The sequence below is a fragment of the Aeromonas sp. R5-3 genome (assembly GCF_040908225.1).
Classification (GTDB): Bacteria; Pseudomonadota; Gammaproteobacteria; order Enterobacterales; family Aeromonadaceae; genus Aeromonas; species Aeromonas dhakensis.
In genome coordinates, this window is sequence record NZ_JBFODH010000021.1 from 472606 (window position 1) to 492128 (window position 19523).

The following is a 19523-nucleotide window of genomic DNA, read 5'->3' on the forward strand; positions in this document are numbered from 1 at the left end:
CCTGCCTATTTTTCAACGCATTCAACACCAGCTTTCAGGAGGCCGGATGAGCGGCTCGTTACTCAATCGGTTGCAGGGGTATCGGGTACGCGATATCGCCCCCAAACCCCCGGTGGCCGGCAAGCTCACCCGGGTGGTGGGCTTGACCTTGGAGGCCATCGGCTGCCGCGCCGCCATCGGGGCACTCTGTCGCATCGACACCCAGGATGGATCGCTTGAGGCCGAAGTGGTCGGCTTCTCCGGCGATCGCCTGTTTCTGATGCCGAGCGAACAGCTCAAGGGGGTCATTCCCGGCGCCCGGGTGGTGCCCATCACCGAGGAGCATGGCATTCCGGTCGGCATGAACCTGCTGGGCCGGGTCATCGACGGCATCGGCCAGCCGCTGGACGGGCTCGGTCCCATCCTCTCTTCCCAGACGGTGCAGTTTGCCCAGCACCGCATCAACCCGCTCTCTCGCCGCCCGATCCATCAGCCGATGGACGTGGGGGTGCGTGCCATCAACGCCGTGCTGACCGTGGGGCAGGGCCAGCGGATGGGGCTGTTTGCGGGCTCCGGCGTCGGCAAATCCGTGCTGCTCGGCATGATGACCCGCGGCTCGGTGGCCGACGTGGTGGTGGTGGGGCTCATCGGCGAACGGGGCCGCGAGGTGAAGGAGTTCATCGAGGAGATCCTGGGAGAGGAGGGGCGCGAGCGCGCCGTGGTGGTGGCGGCGCCGGCCGATGCCTCGCCGCTGATGCGGCTCAAGGGGTGTGAAACGGCACTGGCCATCGCCGAGTACTTCCGCGATCAGGGGCTCAACGTGCTGCTGCTGATGGACTCGCTCACCCGTTACGCCCAGGCCCAGCGCGAAATCGCCCTGGCGGTGGGCGAGCCGCCGGCCACCAAGGGCTATCCCCCCTCGGTGTTCGCCAAATTGCCGGCGCTGGTGGAGCGGGCCGGCAACGGCAGCGACGGCCAGGGCTCGATCACGGCATTCTTCACCGTACTGACGGAGGGGGACGATCTGCAGGATCCCATCGCCGACGCGGCGCGGGCCATCCTCGACGGCCACATAGTGCTGTCGCGCGAGCTGGCCGACTCCGGCCACTACCCGGCCATCGACATCGAGAAGTCCATCAGCCGGGTCATGCCCATGGTGACCTCGCCGGAGCACATGGAGCTGGCGCGCACCCTCAAGCAGTTCTACTCCCTCTACCAGCAGAACCGGGATCTCATCACCATCGGCGCCTACAGCCAGGGCTCCGACCCCCGCATCGACCGCGCCATCATCCAGAAACCCTATCTGGATCAGTTCTTGCAGCAGGGAATGCGCGAGGTCATTCACTACGATGCCGGCCTGCAGGCCCTGCAGCTGGTGGCCATGCCGCTGATGCGTTGACGAGAAGATGAAGGGGAGGCGTGACCATGAGTAAAGGCTTGATGATGTTGTCGGAGCGGCTGGTGGAGGCCGAGCAGCAGGCCGCGCTGGCGCTGGCCAAGGCCCAGCAGGATCTGAAGATCTTCTTGGAGCAGCAGGATGCGCTCAACCAGTACCGCCAGATCTACCACCAGCAGTGGACCGACCGCGGTCTGCAGGGGATCGGTGCCCAGCAGAACAGCCAGTATCACGCCTTCATCAACAAGCTCGAGCAGGCGGCGACCCAGCAGTACGAAGGGGTACTGCAGGTGCGCCAGGCGCTGGAGCTGCGCCGTGAAGAGTGGCTGGCCGCCCAGCAGCGGCGCAAGGCGGTGGAGCTGCTGCTGGCCAAGCAGGCGGGGCGCGAGCAGCTTAAAGCCCAGCGCCAGGAGCAGAAGATGCTGGATGAGTACGCCACGCTGCGCCGTTTCCACCATTCTGGCCTGTAACTTGCTTTCTTCTTGCCATCCCGTGTGCGCCTCACTCCCTGCGGGGAGCTGAGGAGAAACCCGAAGCCGAATGCCGTCAGGAATCTTCACCATGATGCAGACACTGTTAACCAATTCTTCCGCCGCACCGACAGCCGCCGCTGCCGACAAGAGTGCGGTGTTGACGGCGAGTCAGGATGGTAGCGAAGGAGCCCTGCAGAGCGACGGCAAGGGCGGCTTTTCTGAGGTGATGAACCGGGTGCAGCAGGCCGGCAAGGGCAATGCCAAAGCCGATGGCCATGTTGCCAACGCTGATGGCAAGACCGGGTCGCGGCCTGGCACCGGGCCGGAGCGTGCCGGTGCAGTGGAGAGCGACAAGCCGCTGCAGAACGCCAAGGGCGAGGCTGCCAAATCTTTGGCGAATGAAGCCGAAGAGGCCGCTGGCGCCGACGACAAGCCACAGAAGGGGAGCGATCCCGACCCCGCCCTCGCCCCCAACGACTTCCTGCAGCGTCTGCAGGATGCCCTCAAACAGGACACCTCCCTGGTCGCCCCGGCGGCCATCACTCTGGTCGCCAGCACACCCGTGGTCGAGACGGACGGCAAGATGTTGCCGCCGGATGACGCGCAGGCTGCGTCGGCCGAGACATCGGCCACCCTCACCCAGCCGCTCGCCGGCAGCGGTGACAAGCAGGGGACGACGACCGCTGCCGCCGCGCTGGCCCGTCAGGCTGCCAGCTTGCTCACGGGCGAAACCAATGCACCGGTTGATGCGAAAGCCGCGCAGCCGGATGCCGTCGTGACGGATGACGCCGCCCTGGCGGCTCAGTTGCAGGAAGCCGGGAAAGAGGGCAGTGGCAAGGAGAGCGGCGCCGGTGGCGCCAATGCCGACCAGCATGCCGATAAAAATGGCAAGGATGCCAAGGGAAGCAAAAGCGAGCTCTCCGCCGCCGAGCGGGCGGCCTTGCAGAGCAAGGTGCCAGCCGCTGCTGCGGTAAGCGGACAGGATAAGGAGAACGCCCAAATCCAGATGGAGGGTGCCGACAAGGGGGCCAAGCCTGTGGTGCCGCCCATGGCCGGCAAGGGTGAGCCTGCCAGACCTTCCCCGCTGCAGACCACCCACAGCACAGTGGCGGCTCAGCCGGGCGCAGCCAGGGCGTTTGCCGAGGGGATGAGCCGGGCCGATGGCGAGGCGAACCTGACCTCTGAAAAGGCGCAGCCGCAGAGCGTTGTCGAGGGGGATGGCCACTCCAAACCCGCAACGGCGGCCAAGACGGAGAGCCAGCCCGCGCCTGCTGCCGGCAGCACGCCGGCGCCGGCCGCCACCCCGAACGAACCCGTGCTGGTGGCGCCGCAGCAAGTGCTGGCCAGCAGTGAACCCCAGGGCCCGCAAGCCTCCCTGGCCAGCCTGTCGGCCGGACTCAAGCAGATGGAAGCCACCGAGCGCAGCGACAGCGCCAGAGGCAGAAGCGAGGTCAAGGTTGACCTGAAACAGAAGGCGGCAGAGCTGGCTCGCGGCACCAGCCAGGGCAGCAGTGAGACGACCGCCACCCCGGATAGCAGCCACAGCCAGCAGGTACAACAGAACAGCCAGCCCCAGGCGGTTGGCCATGACAACCGGCCTGCCACCGCCGAACTGGCCGCGCGGCGGGATCCCGCCAATCTGCCCCACCTTAAGCTGGCCGACCCGGAGGCGCCGGCCCAGCTGCACCAGAAGGTGAACCTGATGCTGGCGGACAAGCTGCAGCAGGCGGAGATCCAGCTTGACCCGCTCGGGCTTGGCAAGATGAAGATCCAGATCCAGATAGACTCCTCCAACCAGGCCAACGTGCACTTCGTGGTCCAGCACGGCCAGACCCGGGAAATGCTGGAGCAGGCCATGCCCCGGCTGCGTGATATGCTGGCAGGGCAGGGCATCCAGCTTGGCCAGACCCAGGTGCAGCAACAGCCGCAACAGCAGTCACAGGGGCAGTCTGGCTTCTCCGGTCAGGGCCAGCAGGGACAAAAAGGCAGCGGATCTTTTGCCGAAACAGGCCAAACTGAGGCAGAGGTCACGGGCGCCGGCATGAGTTTGTCGAGGGAATCGACAAACGACCGCGGAATTGATTTCTATGCTTGATGCCAGCCCGAGTAAGTTTATGATATCGAACAAGTTTGAGACTAGGGTGGACAAGGGATGGCAGACGATAACGAACTGACGCTGAAAGATCCGGCGGCAGGCAAGAAAAAGAAGCTGATCATGATTATCGCCCTGGCCGTGATTGTGCTGGGCGGCGGTGGCGCCGGTGCCTGGTTCATGCTGGCCGGCGGTGACAAGCCGGCGGCGGAAGCTGCGGGGGAGGGCAAGGATGCCAAACCCAAGGAGGCGGCGCCTCAGCCCTCGCTCTACGTGGGCATGCCGCGCCCCTTCGTGTTCAACGTCTCCGGCGGTCAGCGCGACCGGCTGGTGCAGATCAAGATCCAGCTGATGGTTCGCGGTACTGCCGACGAAACGCTGGCCAAGCAGAATATCCCCCTCATCGAAGGCACCCTGCTGCGGGTCTTCAGTGCGGCCACCAGCGAGCAGCTGATGACCTTCGAGGGCAAGGAGAAGCTGCGCAAGGATTCACTGGAAGAGTGCCGTCGGGTGCTCAATGACCTGGTCTCTTCCCCCGTTATCGAACAAGTGCTGTTTACCGGCTTTGTCATGCAATAAGGGTGAAGCGTGAGCGATCTGTTAAGTCAGGACGAAATTGATGCCCTCTTGCACGGGGTCGATGATGTCGAAGAGGAGGAGATAGGCGCGGCGGGGGATCCCGGTGTCGCCCAGTTTGACTTCTCCTCCCAGGACCGCATCGTCCGTGGTCGCATGCCAACCCTGGAGCTGGTGAACGAGCGTTTCGCCCGCCACATGCGGATCAGCCTGTTCAACATGATGCGCCGCACCGCCGAGGTCTCCATCAACGGCGTGCAGATGCTGAAATTCGGCGAATATGTCCACACCCTGTTCGTGCCGACCAGTCTCAACATGGTACGTTTCCGCCCCCTCAAGGGGACGGCACTCATCACCATGGAGGCGCGGCTGGTCTTCATTCTGGTGGAGAACTTCTTCGGTGGTGACGGCCGCTACCACGCCAAGATCGAGGGGCGCGAGTTCACCCCCACCGAGCGACGCATCATCCAGATGCTGCTCAAGCTGGTGTTTGAGGACTACAAGGATGCCTGGGCGCCGGTGATGGACGTGGGCTTCGAGTACCTCGACTCCGAGGTGAACCCGGCCATGGCCAACATCGTCAGCCCCACCGAGGTGATCGTGGTGAGCTCGTTCCACATCGAGCTGGATGGCGGCGGCGGTGACTTCCACGTGGCCATGCCCTACTCCATGCTGGAGCCGATCCGCGAGCTGCTGGATGCCGGCGTGCAAAGTGACAAGGGCGACACCGACGTGCGCTGGAGCAAGGCGCTGCGCGACGAGATCATGGACGTCAAGGTGGAGCTGCGGGCCAAGTTGCTGGAGACCGAGCTCACCCTGCGCGAGCTGATGGAGCTGCAGCCTGGCGACATCATCCCGGTGGAGATGCCGGAGAACCTGCTGGTGTTCGTGGAGGACTTGCCCACCTTCCACGCCAAGATGGGCCGCACCAAGGACAATGTGGCGCTCAAGATCACCGACAAACTCAAACGCCCGGAAGGGGTCAAGACAGAGATGCATCTGGTGACCCGGGGCGGCGTACGCATCGATGGCGAGGCCGAGCTGGAAGAGCTCGAGCGCAGCATCGGAGACCAACAGCAATAAACGACGGCCTGCCTGGGCAGACCGTCACGAAAACAGCATAAGGAATTCAAGATGAGCGGAACTGAGGAAGAGGATCTGATGGCGGATGCCTGGGCTGCCGCGCTGGAAGAGCAGGTGACTGCCGAAGCCAAGCCCGCTCCTCTCGAGGAGCTCAAGGACGATGCCCCCATCAGTGCCGAGGAGCGGCGCAAGCTGGATACCATTCTGGATATCCCGGTCACCATCGCCATGGAGGTGGGCCGCAGCCAGATCAGCATCCGCAACCTGCTGCAGCTCAACCAGGGCTCGGTGGTGGAGCTGGATCGGGTGGCGGGCGAGCCGCTCGACGTACTGGTCAACGGCACCCTGATCGCCCACGGCGAGGTGGTGGTGGTGAACGACAAGTTCGGTATCCGATTGACCGACGTCATCAGCCAAATCGAAAGGATCAAGAAGCTCAAATGACCAGACTCATAGTGTCACCGTTTGAGGGGCCCCGGATGCTGACCAAGAAGTTCGGTATCCCTTCTTTGTTGGCCGACGTTATCAGCCAGATTGAAAGGATCAAGAAACTCAAATGATCCGTCTCTTTCCACTGTGGCTGCTATCCCTTCCCGCACTGGCCGAACCCGGTGCGGGCGCCAATCCGCCCAGCCTCACCTCCTGGCTGCTCTCCAGTCTGATGGTGATTGGCCTCATCCTGGTGCTCGGTTTCCTGCTCAAGAAAAGCAAGATTGCCACCGCCATGGGCGGCGGCCAGATGCGCGTCATCGCCAGCCTGCCGGTGGGCTACAAGGAGAAGCTGCTGGTAGTCAAGGTGGGCGAGCAGCAACTGCTGCTCGGGGTGACGCCGCAGCAGGTCAACTTTCTCTATCGCCTGGAAGAGCCGCTGGACGAGAGCCAGCCCCAGGCATTTTCCCAGCAGCTTGGCAAATTGATGGGCAAGCATGAAAAAAGCTAACGGCTCACGGCCGCACGGTGGGCTGCTGGTCGGCCTGTTATCCCTCCTGATCCTCTGCTCGCCGCTGGCGCTGGCCCAGGACGGCATGTCGGCGGTCACCATCAAGACCATGGCGGACGGCAGCCAGGAATACAGCCTGACCCTGCAGGTGCTGGCGCTGATGACGGCGCTCTCCTTCCTGCCGGCCATGGTCATCATGATGACCTCCTTCACTCGCATCATCATAGTGCTCGGCATCCTGCGCCAGGCCATCGGCCTGCAGCAGAGCCCCTCCAACCAGGTGTTGATCGGTATCGCCCTGTTCATGTCGTTCTTCATCATGTCGCCGGTGCTGGATCGCATCAACAACGAGGCGCTGCAACCCTATCTGGCCGAGACCATCCAGGCCAAGGAGGCGCTGGAGCGGGCCGAGCTGCCTATCCACCAGTTCATGCTGGCCCAGACCCGGATCAAGGATCTCAACACCTTCATGGAGATAGCGAACGTGCAGGTGGACAAGCCCGCCGACGTGCCGCTGCGGGTGCTGATCCCGGCGTTCGTCACCAGCGAGCTCAAGACCGCCTTCCAGATAGGCTTCATGCTGTTTCTGCCCTTCCTGGTGATAGACCTGGTGGTGGCCAGTATCCTGATGGCGATGGGGATGATGATGCTATCACCCATGCTGGTGTCGCTGCCGTTCAAGCTGATGCTGTTCGTCATGGTGGATGGCTGGAACCTCATTCTGGGGTCCCTGGCCAACAGTTTTGGTCTGGGTGCCGGTGGTTAAGGGCGAACGACGCAAGGAGCGAATGGCATGAGTCCTGAAACCTTTATCGACGTGTTTCGCGAGGCGCTCTGGCTGGTCACCATCATGGTGTGTGCGGTGATCCTGCCGAGCCTCTGCGTCGGCTTGCTGGTGGCCATCTTCCAGGCTGCCACCTCCATCAACGAACAGACTCTGAGCTTTCTGCCCCGTCTCATCGTCACCCTGTTTGCGCTGGGGGCGGGGGCGCACTGGGGCCTGCAGAGTCTGATGGACTTCTTCATGCTGATGGTGAGTCAAATTCCCGAGGTGGTGGGATGAGTAGCCAGGCCGTGCGCCTGCCGCTGCCGCAGGCCGGCAAGGTGCCCGCATGACCTATACAACCGCTCTCATCATGGAGTGGTTGTCTTCCATCGTCTGGCCGTTGGCGCGAGTGAGCGGGCTGCTGATGGTTATGGCAGTGTTCGGCAGCCGGCTGACACCGGCCCGCATTCGTATCAGCCTGGCGCTGGCGCTCACCCTGATGATCGCCCCTCTCTTGCCAGCCATGCCCAGGATAGAGCTCTTCTCCGTCGGCAGTTTTCTGGTGCTGGGGCAGCAGCTGCTCATCGGCATCGCCCTCGGCCTCATGACCCAGTTTCTGATGGAAAGCTTCGTGATGGCCGGCCAGATCATCGCCATGCAGACCAGCCTGGGTTTCGCCACCTTGGTGGATCCCATGAACGGCCAGTCGGCCCCTGTGGTGGGTCAGTTTTATCTGATGCTGGCGACCCTGGTGTTTCTGGCGGTGGATGGCCACCTCATCATGCTGCGCATGGTGGTGTTGAGCTTCGAGACCCTGCCGGTGTCGGACAGCGGCCTCAGCCTGCCCTCCATCCGCGATCTGATCGGTTTTCTCGGGGTCATGTATCAGGCCTCGCTGGTGATGGCGCTCTCCGCCATCGTCGCCCTGCTGCTCATCAACTTTGCCTTCGGCGTCATGACCCGCGCCGCCCCCCAGCTCAACATCTTCAGCATCGGTTTTGCGGTCAGCATGATGTCGGGCCTGCTGATCCTCTGGCTCACCATAGGTGGCTTCCTCGGTCACTTCGACAGCATGTGGGAGCGGGTGCAGGAGACCAGCTGCACCCTCATCGGCACCCAGTGTCTGGGGGGCCAGTAAGATGGCAGTGGGGCGCCGTTATCTGCCGCAGGCCGCGCTGGCCTGCGCCCTTGCATTCGCTCTGCTGAACGGCGGCGAGCGGGCGGGCGTTTCGGCTCGCCCACTCAACCTGTGCGGGGGTCAGCATGGCTGATACTGATCAGGAACGTACCGAACAACCCACGGGCAAACGACTGCAACAAGCCCGGGAAAAAGGGCAGATTGCACGATCCAAGGAGCTGGGCACCGCCAGCGTCCTGCTGGCGGCCGTGTTTGGCCTGCTGATGGTCAAGGAGAGCCTGGCCGGCGCCATGGTCAAAGTGCTCACCATGGGCTTTACCCTGGACAGGGAGCAGGCGTTCGATCCCAACGCCATGATGACCATGCTGCCGGCCCTGCTGCGCGAACTGCTGCAGCCTCTTGGTCTGCTGTTCATGCTGGTGGCCATTGCGGCCTTCGTCGGCAACGTGCTGATGGGGGGGATGAACTTCTCCTCCGAGGCCATGCTGCCCAAGTGGAGCAAACTGAGCCCCCTCAACGGCATCAAGCGGATGTTCGGGGTGCAGTCCCTGGTCGAGCTGGTCAAATCCATCGCCAAGGTGGTGTTCATCACCTTGTTCGCCTGGTGGATGCTCTCCAGCCAGTTCAACCACCTGCTCAACCTCTCCCTCGAGGGCTACCCGGGCGGCATCATAGACGCGCTGGATCTGCTGCTGTGGATGCTGATCATCCTCTGTTGCGCCCTCATTCCCATCGTCGCCATCGACGTGCCGTTCCAGCAGTGGAACCACATGCGCCAGCTCAAGATGACCAAGCAGGAGGTCAAGGACGAGTTCAAGGACAGCGAGGGCAAACCCGAGGTGAAAGGGCGGATCCGTCGCCTGCAGATGGAGATGGCGATGCGCCGCATGATGGGGGACGTGCCCAAGGCGGACGTGGTGATCACCAACCCGACCCACTACTCGGTGGCGCTCAAGTACGATTCCGCTAAGCCTGGTAGCGCGCCCAAGGTGGTAGCCAAGGGTACCGATGAAATCGCAATGAAGATCAGGGAGATAGCCCGGGAGTACGAGATCCCTGTGATGCCCTCTCCGGCGCTGACCCGCGCCATCTATCACGCTACCGAGATAGGCCACGAGATCCCGGAGGGGCTGTTTGCTGCCGTGGCCCAGGTGCTGGCCTATGTCTATCAGCTCAGGAAGTTCCGCCGTGGCCGTGGTCGTCGCCCCAACCCGCTGGCCAAGGATCTGCCCATCCCGCCCGAATTTCGCAAATGACAAACTTCTGACACAGTCAAAATAAAAGCATTGTATTTCAATGCGTTGCATTATTGGCTTGATGTTTGCTTTAATCTGGCATCAGCGGTTTGAGATTGAGAAAAACGATGAAACTCCAGGCATCATTGGGCCGTATCAAAGAGTACAAGTGGCTGTTGACCAAGGGCGTGGGGACGCCGCTGCTGGTGCTGGCCTCCCTTGGCATGGTGGTGCTGCCCATCCCGCCGCTGATGCTGGATATCCTCTTCTCCTTCAACATCGCCCTCTCCATCGTGGTGCTGCTGGTGGCTGTCTACACCCGCCGGCCGCTGGAATTTGCCGCCTTTCCGACCGTGTTGCTGATAGCAACCCTGCTGCGTCTCGCCCTCAACGTCGCCTCCACCCGGGTGGTGCTGCTGGAAGGCCACAACGGCAGTGCGGCGGCCGGCCACGTGATCGAGGCCTTCGGCAACGTGGTGATCGGCGGCAACTACACGGTCGGCATCATCGTCTTTATGATCCTGATGATCATCAACTTCGTGGTGGTCACCAAGGGTGCGGGCCGGATCTCCGAGGTGAGTGCTCGTTTTACCCTGGACGCCATGCCCGGCAAACAGATGGCCATCGACGCGGATCTGAACGCCGGCCTCATCAATCAGGAAGAGGCCAAGAAGCGTCGTCAGGACGTGACTCAGGAAGCCGACTTCTACGGCTCCATGGACGGCGCCTCGAAATTCGTGAAAGGGGATGCGGTGGCGGGGATCATGATCCTCTTCATCAACATCCTGGGCGGCTTCATCATCGGCATGGTGCAACACCAGCTGAGCTTCGGCGAAGCGGCCCAGATCTACACCCTGCTGGCGATAGGTGACGGTCTGGTCGCCCAGATCCCGTCGCTGCTGCTCTCCATCGCCGCCGCCATCATCGTCACCCGTCAGAATACCGATCAGGACATGGGTACCGCTGTGCTGGGTCAACTGTTCGACAACCCCAGAGCCCTCATCATCTCGGCCGGTATCCTGCTGATGATGGGCAGCGTGCCCGGCATGCCCCATCTGGCGTTTCTTAGCCTGGGTGGCGTCGCCGCCGCCGGCGCCTGGTGGCTGCTACGCCGCGAGAAACAGCTGGCCGCCAAGGCCGCCAAGGGCGAGCTGATGCCGGCGAACGCGGAGCAGCCTCACGAGCAGAAAGACTTGAGCTGGGACGACGTGATGCCGGTGGACATCATAGGACTGGAGGTGGGTTATCAGCTTATCCCGCTGGTGGACCGCAATCAGGGCGGCGAGCTGCTCAACCGGATCAAGGGGGTGCGCAAGAAGCTCTCCCAGGAGCTGGGTTTTCTGGTGCCTGCGGTGCATATCCGTGACAACCTGGATCTCGCCCCGAACCAGTATCGCATCACCTTGATGGGAGTCAGTACCGGCGAGGCTAATGTTTACCATGATAAGGAAATGGCCATCAATCCGGGTCAGGTGTTCGGCCAGATCCAGGGGATTGCCACCCGGGACCCCGCCTTCGGGCTGGAGGCGGTCTGGGTTGCCAAGGAGCAGGTTTCCCAGGCGCAGACCCTGGGCTATACCGTGGTGGATACCGCGACCGTGGTGGCCACCCACCTGAGTCAGATCCTCTCCAACCATGCCGCCCTGCTGCTGGGTCACGATGAAGTGCAGCAACTGCTCGACATGATAGGGAAGCATCAGAACAAGCTGGTGGAAGGGCTGGTTCCTGAGGTCATCTCCATGGGTAACCTGGTGAAGGTATTGCAGAATTTGCTCAATGAAGGCGTGCCAATCCGCGATATGCGCACTATCCTGCAGACCCTGGTGGAATATGCCCCGCGCAGCCAGGATCCGGAAGTGCTGACGGCCGCCTGCCGTATCGCCCTGCGGCGCCTGATCGTGCAGGAGATTGCCGGACCGGATCCCGAACTGCCAGTGATCACCTTGGCACCGGAATTGGAACGCATATTGCATCAATCCCTGCAGGCAGGGGGTGGTGATGGCGCCGGCATCGAGCCGGGACTGGCGGAGCGGATGCAGCGCTCGCTGGTGGAAGCCACACAACGACAAGAACTGGAAGGCCAGCCGGCCGTGCTTCTGACATCAGGGATACTGCGCAATACCCTGGCGAAATTTGTCAAGAATGCCATTCCTGGATTGCGCGTTCTGTCTTATCAGGAAGTGCCTGATGACAAGCAAATCCGCATCGTCAGTGCGGTAGGACAGAACTAGTTAGCGGAGATGACGGGTGAAGATTAAGCGGTTTTTTGCCAAGGACATGCGAACGGCTCTGGCCGAGGTCAAGGAGACTCTCGGGCCCGATGCCGTCATCATGTCCAACAAGAAGGTCACCGGTGGGGTGGAGATAGTCGCCGCTGTCGATTATCAGTCCCAGGTGCCGGGACCCAAGGACGCGCCGGTTCGCCGTCAGTTGAACGATGAGAGCGTCAATATCTCGTCTGCCGGCCGGCAGATGACGCGCTCCGCGCCGAGCCCGGCCAAAGAGCAGAATGAACACTATGCCGATACCCTGGCCGCCCTGCTGGCCCGCCAGCAAAAACTGAACCCGGCCGGCCAGGGACTCAACGGCGCTGCGCCTGCCGCCGCCAGCGGTGCTCCCCGCACCCTGGCCGAACAGGGACAGTGGGGAAATGCTCCCGAACCGGCCAAGCCGAAGGCGAGGGCTGCCGCGCCCGGCCGTGCTCCCCAATCCCCTCAGCGGGATCAGGAGATGGAAGGGATGCGCAAGGAGATGGCCAGCATCCGCAAGCTGCTGGAGCACCAGATCTCCGGCCTGATGTGGCAGGAGGTGGAGCGCCGCGAGCCGATGCGTGCCCTGCTTATCAAGGAGCTCAAGAAGATGGGCTTCGACGATGCCTTCGCCGATCAGCTGGCCGGCATGATCCCCGAGGATATGCCGATCCATCAGGCCATGGCCCAGCTGGCCGAGGTGCTGACGGCCCAGCTCAAGATCAGCGAAGACGAGATTCTGCGCCAGGGCGGAGCGGTTGCTCTGCTCGGGCCGACCGGGGTGGGCAAGACCACCACCATCGCCAAACTGGCGGCGCGGTTTGCCATGAAGTACGGTGCCGAGCAGGTGGCCCTCATCACCACCGACAACTACCGGATCGGGGCCCATGAACAGCTGCAGACCTATGGTCGCATCATGGGCTGCCCGGTGCGCCAGGTGCGTGATGCCGAGGAGCTGGCCAATGCACTCTATCAGTTCCGCCACCGCCGGCTGGTGCTGATCGACACGGCGGGGGTCGGGCAGCGGGATATCCGGCTGACCGAACAGCTCGATACCCTGGTCAAGAATGCCAAGGTGCGTATCCGCAGCTACCTGGTGATGTCGGCCACCTCCCAGCGTCGAGTGATGCAGGAGGCGGTGGACCATTTCCGGCGTATTCCATTGAGCGGCTGCATACTTACCAAATTGGATGAGAGTCTGAATCTGGGCGAAGTGATTAACGTGTGTATCCAGAATGCGTTGCCCATCAGCTATATCACTGATGGACAAAGGGTTCCGGAAGATATTCAGGTCGCCAATGCGGCGCAGCTCGTCGGAGCTGCCATGGGCTCGCTGGAGCGGGAAACAGAAGAACCCTATTTCTGGGGCACAGGCTTTGGCGAGGCCGAAGATTCGGAGTTTTATGAGTAACATGTATATGGATCAGGCGAGTGGTCTGCGCAAAATGCGTCAAAACAATCGAGTAAAAGTGATCGCCGTGTCTGGTGGCAAGGGGGGCGTAGGCAAGACCAACGTAACCCTGAACGTGGCGGGAGCCATGGCCGCACAAGGCAAACGGGTGATGGTGCTGGACGCCGACCTTGGCCTCGCCAACGTGGACGTCATGCTGGGGCTGCGGGTGCATCGCAACCTCTCCCATGTATTGGCGGGTGAATGCACCATCGACGACATCATAGTCGAAGGCCCTTACGGCATGATGATAGTGCCGGCGACCTCGGGCACCCAGTCCATGGTCGAGCTCTCGCCGGTGCAACACGCCGAGCTTATCCGCGCCTTCAGCGAGATGAAGACCCAGGTCGACATCCTGCTGGTGGATACGGCTGCCGGTATCTCCGACATGGTGCTGAGCTTCACCCGCGCCGCCCAGGACATCATGGTGGTGGTCTGCGATGAACCGACCTCCATCACGGATGCCTACGCCCTCATCAAGATCCTCTCCAAGGAGCACGGAGTGTTTCGCTTCAAGGTGGTGGCCAACATGGTGCGCTCCTTGCGCGAAGGGCAGGAGCTCTACGCCAAGCTGACCCGGGTGACCGACCGCTTCCTGGATACCTCGCTGGAGCTGGTCGCCTGCGTGCCTTATGACACCAATCTGCGGGCTGCCGTGCGCAAGCAGAAGCTGATTGTCGAAGCCTTCCCCAAGTCTCCGGCCGCACTGGCATTCAGAGCGCTGGCCAACAAGGCGGCAAGCTGGCCCATTCCTAACCAACCCGGCGGTCATCTCGAATTTTTCCTGGAAAATTTGCTGCAAAAGCCGGTCATAGCACAGGAAGGTTCCCGTGAATAAAGCCCAAGCGTACTTGCGTCATCAGGATTCCTACGTGCTGGTCGAGCGCCATGCTCCGCTGGTGAAGCGGATCGCCCAGCATTTATTGGCTCGCCTGCCAAGCAGTGTCTTGCTGGATGACCTGATCCAGGCAGGTATGATTGGGCTGCTCGAAGCCTCCCGCAACTTTGATGGCAGCAAGGGGGCCAGTTTTGAAACCTACGCTGGGATCCGCATCCGCGGCTCCATGCTGGACGAGATCCGGCGCGGTGACTGGGTGCCGCGCTCGGTGCACCGCAACAGCCGCACCATAGCCGAAGCCATCGAAAATGTTGAACAAACCCACGGTCGTGATGCTCGCGACACCGAAGTGGCCGCCCAGATGGGGGTCAGCCTCGCCGAGTATCACACCATGCTGCAGGATGTGTCCTGCGGCAAGATCATCGGCATCGAGGATCTTGGCGTCAGCGAGGATGTCATCGGTCACCCCGATGACGAGCCGGGCAGCAACGGCTTTGATGAACTGGCGGCCGAACGTTTCCAGGGGGCGCTGGCCGAACACATTGCCCGCCTGCCGGAACGGGAAGCGCTGGTGCTCTCCCTTTACTACGATGAAGAACTGAACTTGCGTGAAATAGGCGAGGTATTGAACGTCAGCGAGTCTCGCGTGAGCCAGATACATAGTCAGGCGATGCACAGATTACGCGCGCGTTTAAGAGATTGGCATGTATAAGTGTTTGTACTGGCTACACTGAAACAAAACTCTAAGGCATAATCCGCAAAACAAAACCTGCGATCTGCATCATGTAAGTGAGCCGCTCTGGCGGCTATTTAGGAGGGAATTTTGGACAAGAACATGAAAATCCTCATTGTTGACGATTTTTCAACGATGCGCCGGATTATCAAGAACTTGCTGCGTGACCTGGGATTCAACAACACCCACGAAGCAGACGATGGCAACACGGCCTTGCCAATGTTGAAAAATGGCGATTTTCAATTTGTCGTGACCGACTGGAACATGCCTGGCATGCAAGGCATCGACTTGCTCAAGGCTATTCGCGTCGATGACAAGCTCAAACACCTGCCGGTACTGATGGTGACTGCCGAAGCCAAGCGCGAGCAGATCATTGAAGCCGCCCAGGCAGGCGTCAATGGTTATATCGTCAAGCCTTTCACTGCTGCAACGCTCAAAGAGAAACTCGACAAAATCTTTGAACGAATCGGCTAAGGAGCAGCAGGGATGAAGGCCAAAACGAGTGCAATGATTTCGCTCGATCAGGCAAGGATGCTTGTTGCCCATCTTGAGCAAGGTGAATTCGAACAGGCCGACACTCTCATCGCCGATGCGTGTGCACCCAATGCGGCGGCCCTGTTTGACAAAGTGGGTCAATTGACCCGACAACTGCATGATTCCCTACAAGATTTTCGGCTGGATCCCAGGATCCCCGATCTGGCCACCCATGAAATTCCCGATGCGCGGGAGCGCCTCAGCTATGTCATCGACATGACGGACAAGGCTGCCAATCGCACCATGGATGCGGTGGAAGCCAGTCTGCCTATTGCCGATCGGTTAAATGACAACATTCAACTCGTTCTGCCCAACTGGAATGCCCTGATGAGCAGAGACATGAGTGTTGGGCAATTCAAGTCTTTGTGTCACCAACTGGATGATTTTATTAAGGCTTCTGAATCTGATGCCGATAAATTACGGCAACTGCTGACAGAAATCCTGATGGCGCAAGATTTTCAGGATTTGACCGGCCAAATGATCCGCAAGGTCATCAAGTTGGTCCAGGAAGTTGAAACTAAATTAATAGAAATGCTGACTATGTTTGGTGAGGCATCTGCCGAGCATTCTTCTCGCAGCCTTCCTGTAAGCGGGATTGAAGCCGAAGGCCCCATCATGAACCCTGAGACTCGTTCCGATGTGGTCAATGGTCAGGATGATGTGGACGATCTGCTGTCTAGCCTGGGATTTTAATGGAGTGACGCATGGCCTTCGAAGTTGATGAAGACATACTGCAAGACTTTTTGGTCGAAGCATCCGAAATATTGGAACAGTTGTCTGAACAACTGGTCGACTTGGAAAAGCGACCCGATGACAAGAATCTGTTGAATGCCATATTTCGCGGCTTCCATACCGTCAAGGGCGGCGCCGGTTTTCTCTCGCTGACCGAACTGGTGGACGTCTGCCACGGTGCCGAGAACGTGTTCGACATCTTGCGCAACGGCAAGCGGACCGTGACCGCCGAGTTGATGGACGTGATCCTACAGGCCCTGGATGCCATCAATGTGATGTTCGCCCAGGTGCAGAATCGCGAACCGCCTAGCCCTGCGTCCGCCGAAATCCTTCATGATCTGCACGAGCTCTGCAAACCCGAAGGGGAAGAGCAGCTGTTGACTGCCTCTGCAGGCAGCAGTGCTCCGGTGGAGGCTGCCGCTCCCGTGGTTGAAGAGGTGGCTGTGATTGCCGAGCCGGAGCCTGCGGCCGTGCCGGAACCCGCGCAGGAGGCCTCCGTGGTCAGCGGTGGTGGTTCCATCGATGAGATCTCGGCCGATGAGTTTGAACGCCTGCTTGACGAGTTGCATGGCGTCGGGGGGGCACCTACCGCAGCGGCTAACCCTGCCGCGCCGAGTTCCGGCGACATCACAGATGACGAATTTGAAGCCTTGCTTGACCAGCTCCATGGTCAGGGTCAGCACGGTGGTGCTCCCGAAGTCAACCCGCTGAAATCGGTACAGAAAGAGGTGGACGAGCTGATCGATGACGATGAGTTCGAACGTCTGCTGGATGAACTGCACGGTCGCGGCCAGAGTCCGCAGAGCAGCATGTCTGCCCCGGCGGCGCCCCAGACTCCAGCACCGGCAGCACCGGTTACTCCGGTGCCGGCAGCCAAACCTGCTCCTGCACCTGCTGCGGCCAAGCCAGCCGCCGCGCCGGCAGCGGCAAAACCGGCTCCTGCCCCGGCGCCATCGAAGCAGGCTGCGCCAGCGCCCGCCGACAGTGCGGTGCAAAGCGACACTACGGTACGGGTGGATACCAAGACGCTGGATGTCATCATGAACATGGTGGGTGAGCTGGTGCTGGTACGAAACCGTCTGGTGAGCCTCGGCATCGCCAGCAACGATGAAGACATGTCAAAAGCCGTTGCCAACCTGGATGTGGTGACGGCGGATCTGCAAGGCGCGGTGATGAAGACCCGCATGCAGCCTATCAAGAAAGTATTTGGTCGCTTCCCACGGGTGGTGCGGGATCTTGCCCGAACTCTCAAGAAAGAGATTGAGCTGGTGATGGTGGGTGAAGAGACCGATCTCGACAAGAACCTGGTGGAGGCCCTTGCCGACCCGCTGGTTCACCTGGTGCGCAACTCTTGCGACCACGGCGTCGAGATGCCGGATGTCCGCGAGAAGGCGGGCAAGCCACGGCAAGGTACCATTACCCTGAGCGCGTCCCAGCAGGGCGATCATATCCTGCTCTGCATCGAGGATGATGGTGCTGGGATGGATCCCGAGAAGCTCAAGTCCATCGCCATCAGCCGCGGTGTGCTGGATGCCGATACTGCGGCACGCATGAGCGACAACGATGCCTACAACCTGATCTTTGCTCCCGGCTTCTCGACCAAGTCAGAGATCTCCGATATCTCCGGCCGTGGCGTCGGGATGGATGTGGTGAAGACCAGCATCGTCAGCCTGAATGGCTCGGTGCATATCGATTCGACCTGGGGCAAGGGCACCCGTCTCGAGATTAAGGTGCCGCTGACCCTGGCGATCCTGCCGACCCTGATGGTGGAAGTGGGCGAGCAGACGTTCGCTCTGCCGCTGGGCTGTGTGAACGAGATTTTCCATCTGGATCTGAAAAAGGCCAACATGGTGGATGGACAGCTCACCATCATAGTGCGCGAGAAGGCCATCCCATTGTTCTATCTGCACAACTGGCTGGTCAGAGGCAAAAACCGAAAATCGCGTCAGGACACGGGCCACGTGGTGATTGTCCAGATTGGTACCCAGCAGATCGGTTTTGTCGTGGACAATCTGATTGGCCAGGAAGAGGTGGTGATCAAGCCGCTGGACAGCCTGCTGCAGGGGACTCCCGGCATGGCCGGGGCGACCATCACTAGCGATGGCGGTATTGCGCTCATTCTGGATGTGCCGAGTCTGCTCAAGGCGTACGCCCGTAGACATTGATACCCCAGGCTCAAGGAGTTAGAAGAATAACAATGGCAATCAAGGTATTAGTTGTCGACGATTCAAGCTTCTTCCGTCGTCGGGTCAGCGAGATCATCACTCAGGATCCCATGCTGACGGTCATCGACACGGCCCAAAATGGGCGGGAAGCGGTAGAAAAGGCACAGCAGTTGCGTCCTGACGTGATCACCATGGACATAGAGATGCCGGTGATGGATGGCATCAGTGCCGTGCGTGAGATCATGGCCAAGTGCCCCACGCCGATCCTGATGTTCTCTTCTTTGACCCATGAAGGGGCCAAAGCCACGCTCGATGCGCTCGATGCAGGGGCGCTCGACTTTCTGCCCAAGAAATTCGAAGACATTGCCCGTGACAAGGATGAAGCCGTCCGTCTGCTGCAGCAGCGGGTCAAGGAGATTTCACGCAAGCGCTTCCTGATGTCTGCGCCGGCACGCCCGAAGGCGCCCGAGCCTGTGGCCAGGACACCTCTGAATGCGCCACGTCCGGCAGAACGTCAGGGAGAGCCGCAGCGTGCTGCTCCGGTGGCCGCATTCAAGCGCAGCGGCAAGAGTTATCAGCTGGTGGCCATTGGTACTTCCACCGGCGGCCCGGTCGCCCTGCAGAATGTGTTGACCAAGCTGCCCGGCGATTTCCCGCATCCGATCCTGCTTATCCAACACATGCCGGCGACCTTCACCGCGGCCTTTGCCGCACGTCTCAATGGCCTGTGCCAGATAGGCGTCAAGGAAGCGGAAGACGGCGATGTGCTCAAGCCCGGTCACGCCTACCTGGCACCTGGTGGTAAACAGATGCTGCTGGAAGGCCGTGGTGCCGGTGCCCGTATCCGCATCGTTGATGGCAATGACAAGGTCAACTACAAGCCGTGCGTCGACATTACCTTCGCCTCTGCCGCCAAGACCTATGCCGACAAGGTGCTTGCCATCGTGTTGACCGGGATGGGGGCGGACGGTCGGGATGGTGCGCGTCTGCTCAAGGAGCAGGGCTCCACCATCTGGGCTCAGGATGAAGCGTCCTGCGTGGTTTATGGCATGCCGCAGGCGGTTGCCAAAGCCGGTATTGCCACTGAATCGCTGCCGCTGGATCGAGTCGCACAACGTATCCTGGTTGAGCTGGGTCGCTAACG

General features: G+C 61.0%; 19 protein-coding genes. All 19 read left to right on the plus strand.

Annotation, left to right across the window (positions count from 1 at the left end):
- Positions 1 to 46 precede the first annotated feature (46 nt).
- The 19 genes from fliI to AB5Y95_RS14145 all read left to right on the plus strand — a co-directional run bounded on the left by fliI (position 47) and on the right by AB5Y95_RS14145 (position 19521).
- A complete protein-coding gene (fliI, locus tag AB5Y95_RS14055) occupies positions 47 to 1378 on the plus strand; it encodes a flagellar protein export ATPase FliI (RefSeq protein WP_005298767.1) in 1332 nt (443 codons plus the stop codon).
- A gap of 26 nt (positions 1379 to 1404) precedes the next feature.
- Complete coding sequence (gene fliJ, locus AB5Y95_RS14060) at positions 1405 to 1845, plus strand: flagellar export protein FliJ (RefSeq protein ID WP_005298769.1); 441 nt, start codon at positions 1405 to 1407, stop codon at positions 1843 to 1845.
- Between the two features lie 91 nt (positions 1846 to 1936).
- On the plus strand, positions 1937 to 3943 hold the full coding sequence (locus tag AB5Y95_RS14065; protein WP_368161434.1) for a flagellar hook-length control protein FliK: 2007 nt from the start codon (positions 1937 to 1939) through the stop codon (positions 3941 to 3943).
- Between the two features lie 57 nt (positions 3944 to 4000).
- Positions 4001 to 4519, plus strand: a complete 519-nt coding sequence (gene fliL / locus AB5Y95_RS14070; protein ID WP_005298773.1) for a flagellar basal body-associated protein FliL — start codon at positions 4001 to 4003, stop codon at positions 4517 to 4519.
- A 9-nt stretch (positions 4520 to 4528) separates the two neighbouring features.
- Complete coding sequence (fliM, locus tag AB5Y95_RS14075; RefSeq protein ID WP_005298775.1) at positions 4529 to 5599, plus strand: flagellar motor switch protein FliM; 1071 nt, start codon at positions 4529 to 4531, stop codon at positions 5597 to 5599.
- A gap of 51 nt (positions 5600 to 5650) precedes the next feature.
- Positions 5651 to 6043: a flagellar motor switch protein FliN gene (gene fliN / locus AB5Y95_RS14080; protein ID WP_005298791.1), complete on the plus strand. Its 393-nt coding sequence runs from the start codon at positions 5651 to 5653 to the stop codon at positions 6041 to 6043.
- Between the two features lie 112 nt (positions 6044 to 6155).
- A complete protein-coding gene (gene fliO, locus AB5Y95_RS14085) occupies positions 6156 to 6539 on the plus strand; it encodes a flagellar biosynthetic protein FliO (protein ID WP_005298795.1) in 384 nt (127 codons plus the stop codon).
- Positions 6526 to 7305 (plus strand): flagellar type III secretion system pore protein FliP, encoded by a 780-nt coding sequence (gene fliP, locus AB5Y95_RS14090; RefSeq protein WP_010634623.1) that lies wholly within the window; start codon positions 6526 to 6528, stop codon positions 7303 to 7305. The genes fliO and fliP overlap by 14 nt, the downstream gene beginning before the upstream one ends.
- A 27-nt stretch (positions 7306 to 7332) precedes the next feature.
- Complete coding sequence (gene fliQ / locus AB5Y95_RS14095) at positions 7333 to 7602, plus strand: flagellar biosynthesis protein FliQ (RefSeq protein ID WP_005298799.1); 270 nt, start codon at positions 7333 to 7335, stop codon at positions 7600 to 7602.
- A 49-nt stretch (positions 7603 to 7651) separates the two neighbouring features.
- On the plus strand, positions 7652 to 8443 hold the full coding sequence (fliR, locus tag AB5Y95_RS14100) for a flagellar biosynthetic protein FliR (RefSeq protein WP_017766596.1): 792 nt from the start codon (positions 7652 to 7654) through the stop codon (positions 8441 to 8443).
- A 125-nt stretch (positions 8444 to 8568) separates the two neighbouring features.
- Positions 8569 to 9699, plus strand: a complete 1131-nt coding sequence (gene flhB / locus AB5Y95_RS14105) for a flagellar biosynthesis protein FlhB (protein WP_368161435.1) — start codon at positions 8569 to 8571, stop codon at positions 9697 to 9699.
- Between the two features lie 107 nt (positions 9700 to 9806).
- Positions 9807 to 11909 carry a flagellar biosynthesis protein FlhA gene (flhA, locus tag AB5Y95_RS14110; protein ID WP_005298806.1) on the plus strand — a complete coding sequence of 701 codons (2103 nt, stop codon included), beginning with the start codon at positions 9807 to 9809 and terminating at the stop codon, positions 11907 to 11909.
- A gap of 16 nt (positions 11910 to 11925) precedes the next feature.
- A complete protein-coding gene (gene flhF, locus AB5Y95_RS14115) occupies positions 11926 to 13338 on the plus strand; it encodes a flagellar biosynthesis protein FlhF (protein WP_005298808.1) in 1413 nt (470 codons plus the stop codon).
- A 1-nt stretch (position 13339) separates the two neighbouring features.
- A complete protein-coding gene (locus AB5Y95_RS14120; RefSeq protein ID WP_010634619.1) occupies positions 13340 to 14215 on the plus strand; it encodes a MinD/ParA family protein in 876 nt (291 codons plus the stop codon).
- The gene (locus AB5Y95_RS14125) at positions 14208 to 14927 is read left to right on the plus strand and encodes an RNA polymerase sigma factor FliA (protein WP_005298811.1); all 720 of its coding nucleotides are present in this window, start codon (positions 14208 to 14210) and stop codon (positions 14925 to 14927) included. Before AB5Y95_RS14120 ends, AB5Y95_RS14125 begins: the two co-directional genes overlap by 8 nt.
- Positions 14928 to 15038: 111 nt before the next feature.
- The gene (cheY, locus tag AB5Y95_RS14130; RefSeq protein WP_010634617.1) at positions 15039 to 15422 is read left to right on the plus strand and encodes a chemotaxis response regulator CheY; all 384 of its coding nucleotides are present in this window, start codon (positions 15039 to 15041) and stop codon (positions 15420 to 15422) included.
- 12 nt (positions 15423 to 15434) lie between these two features.
- On the plus strand, positions 15435 to 16175 hold the full coding sequence (locus AB5Y95_RS14135; RefSeq protein WP_005298816.1) for a protein phosphatase CheZ: 741 nt from the start codon (positions 15435 to 15437) through the stop codon (positions 16173 to 16175).
- A gap of 11 nt (positions 16176 to 16186) precedes the next feature.
- On the plus strand, positions 16187 to 18379 hold the full coding sequence (locus AB5Y95_RS14140) for a chemotaxis protein CheA (protein WP_368161436.1): 2193 nt from the start codon (positions 16187 to 16189) through the stop codon (positions 18377 to 18379).
- Positions 18380 to 18411: 32 nt separating this feature from the next.
- On the plus strand, positions 18412 to 19521 hold the full coding sequence (locus AB5Y95_RS14145) for a chemotaxis response regulator protein-glutamate methylesterase (RefSeq protein ID WP_201971955.1): 1110 nt from the start codon (positions 18412 to 18414) through the stop codon (positions 19519 to 19521).
- Positions 19522 to 19523 lie beyond the last annotated feature (2 nt).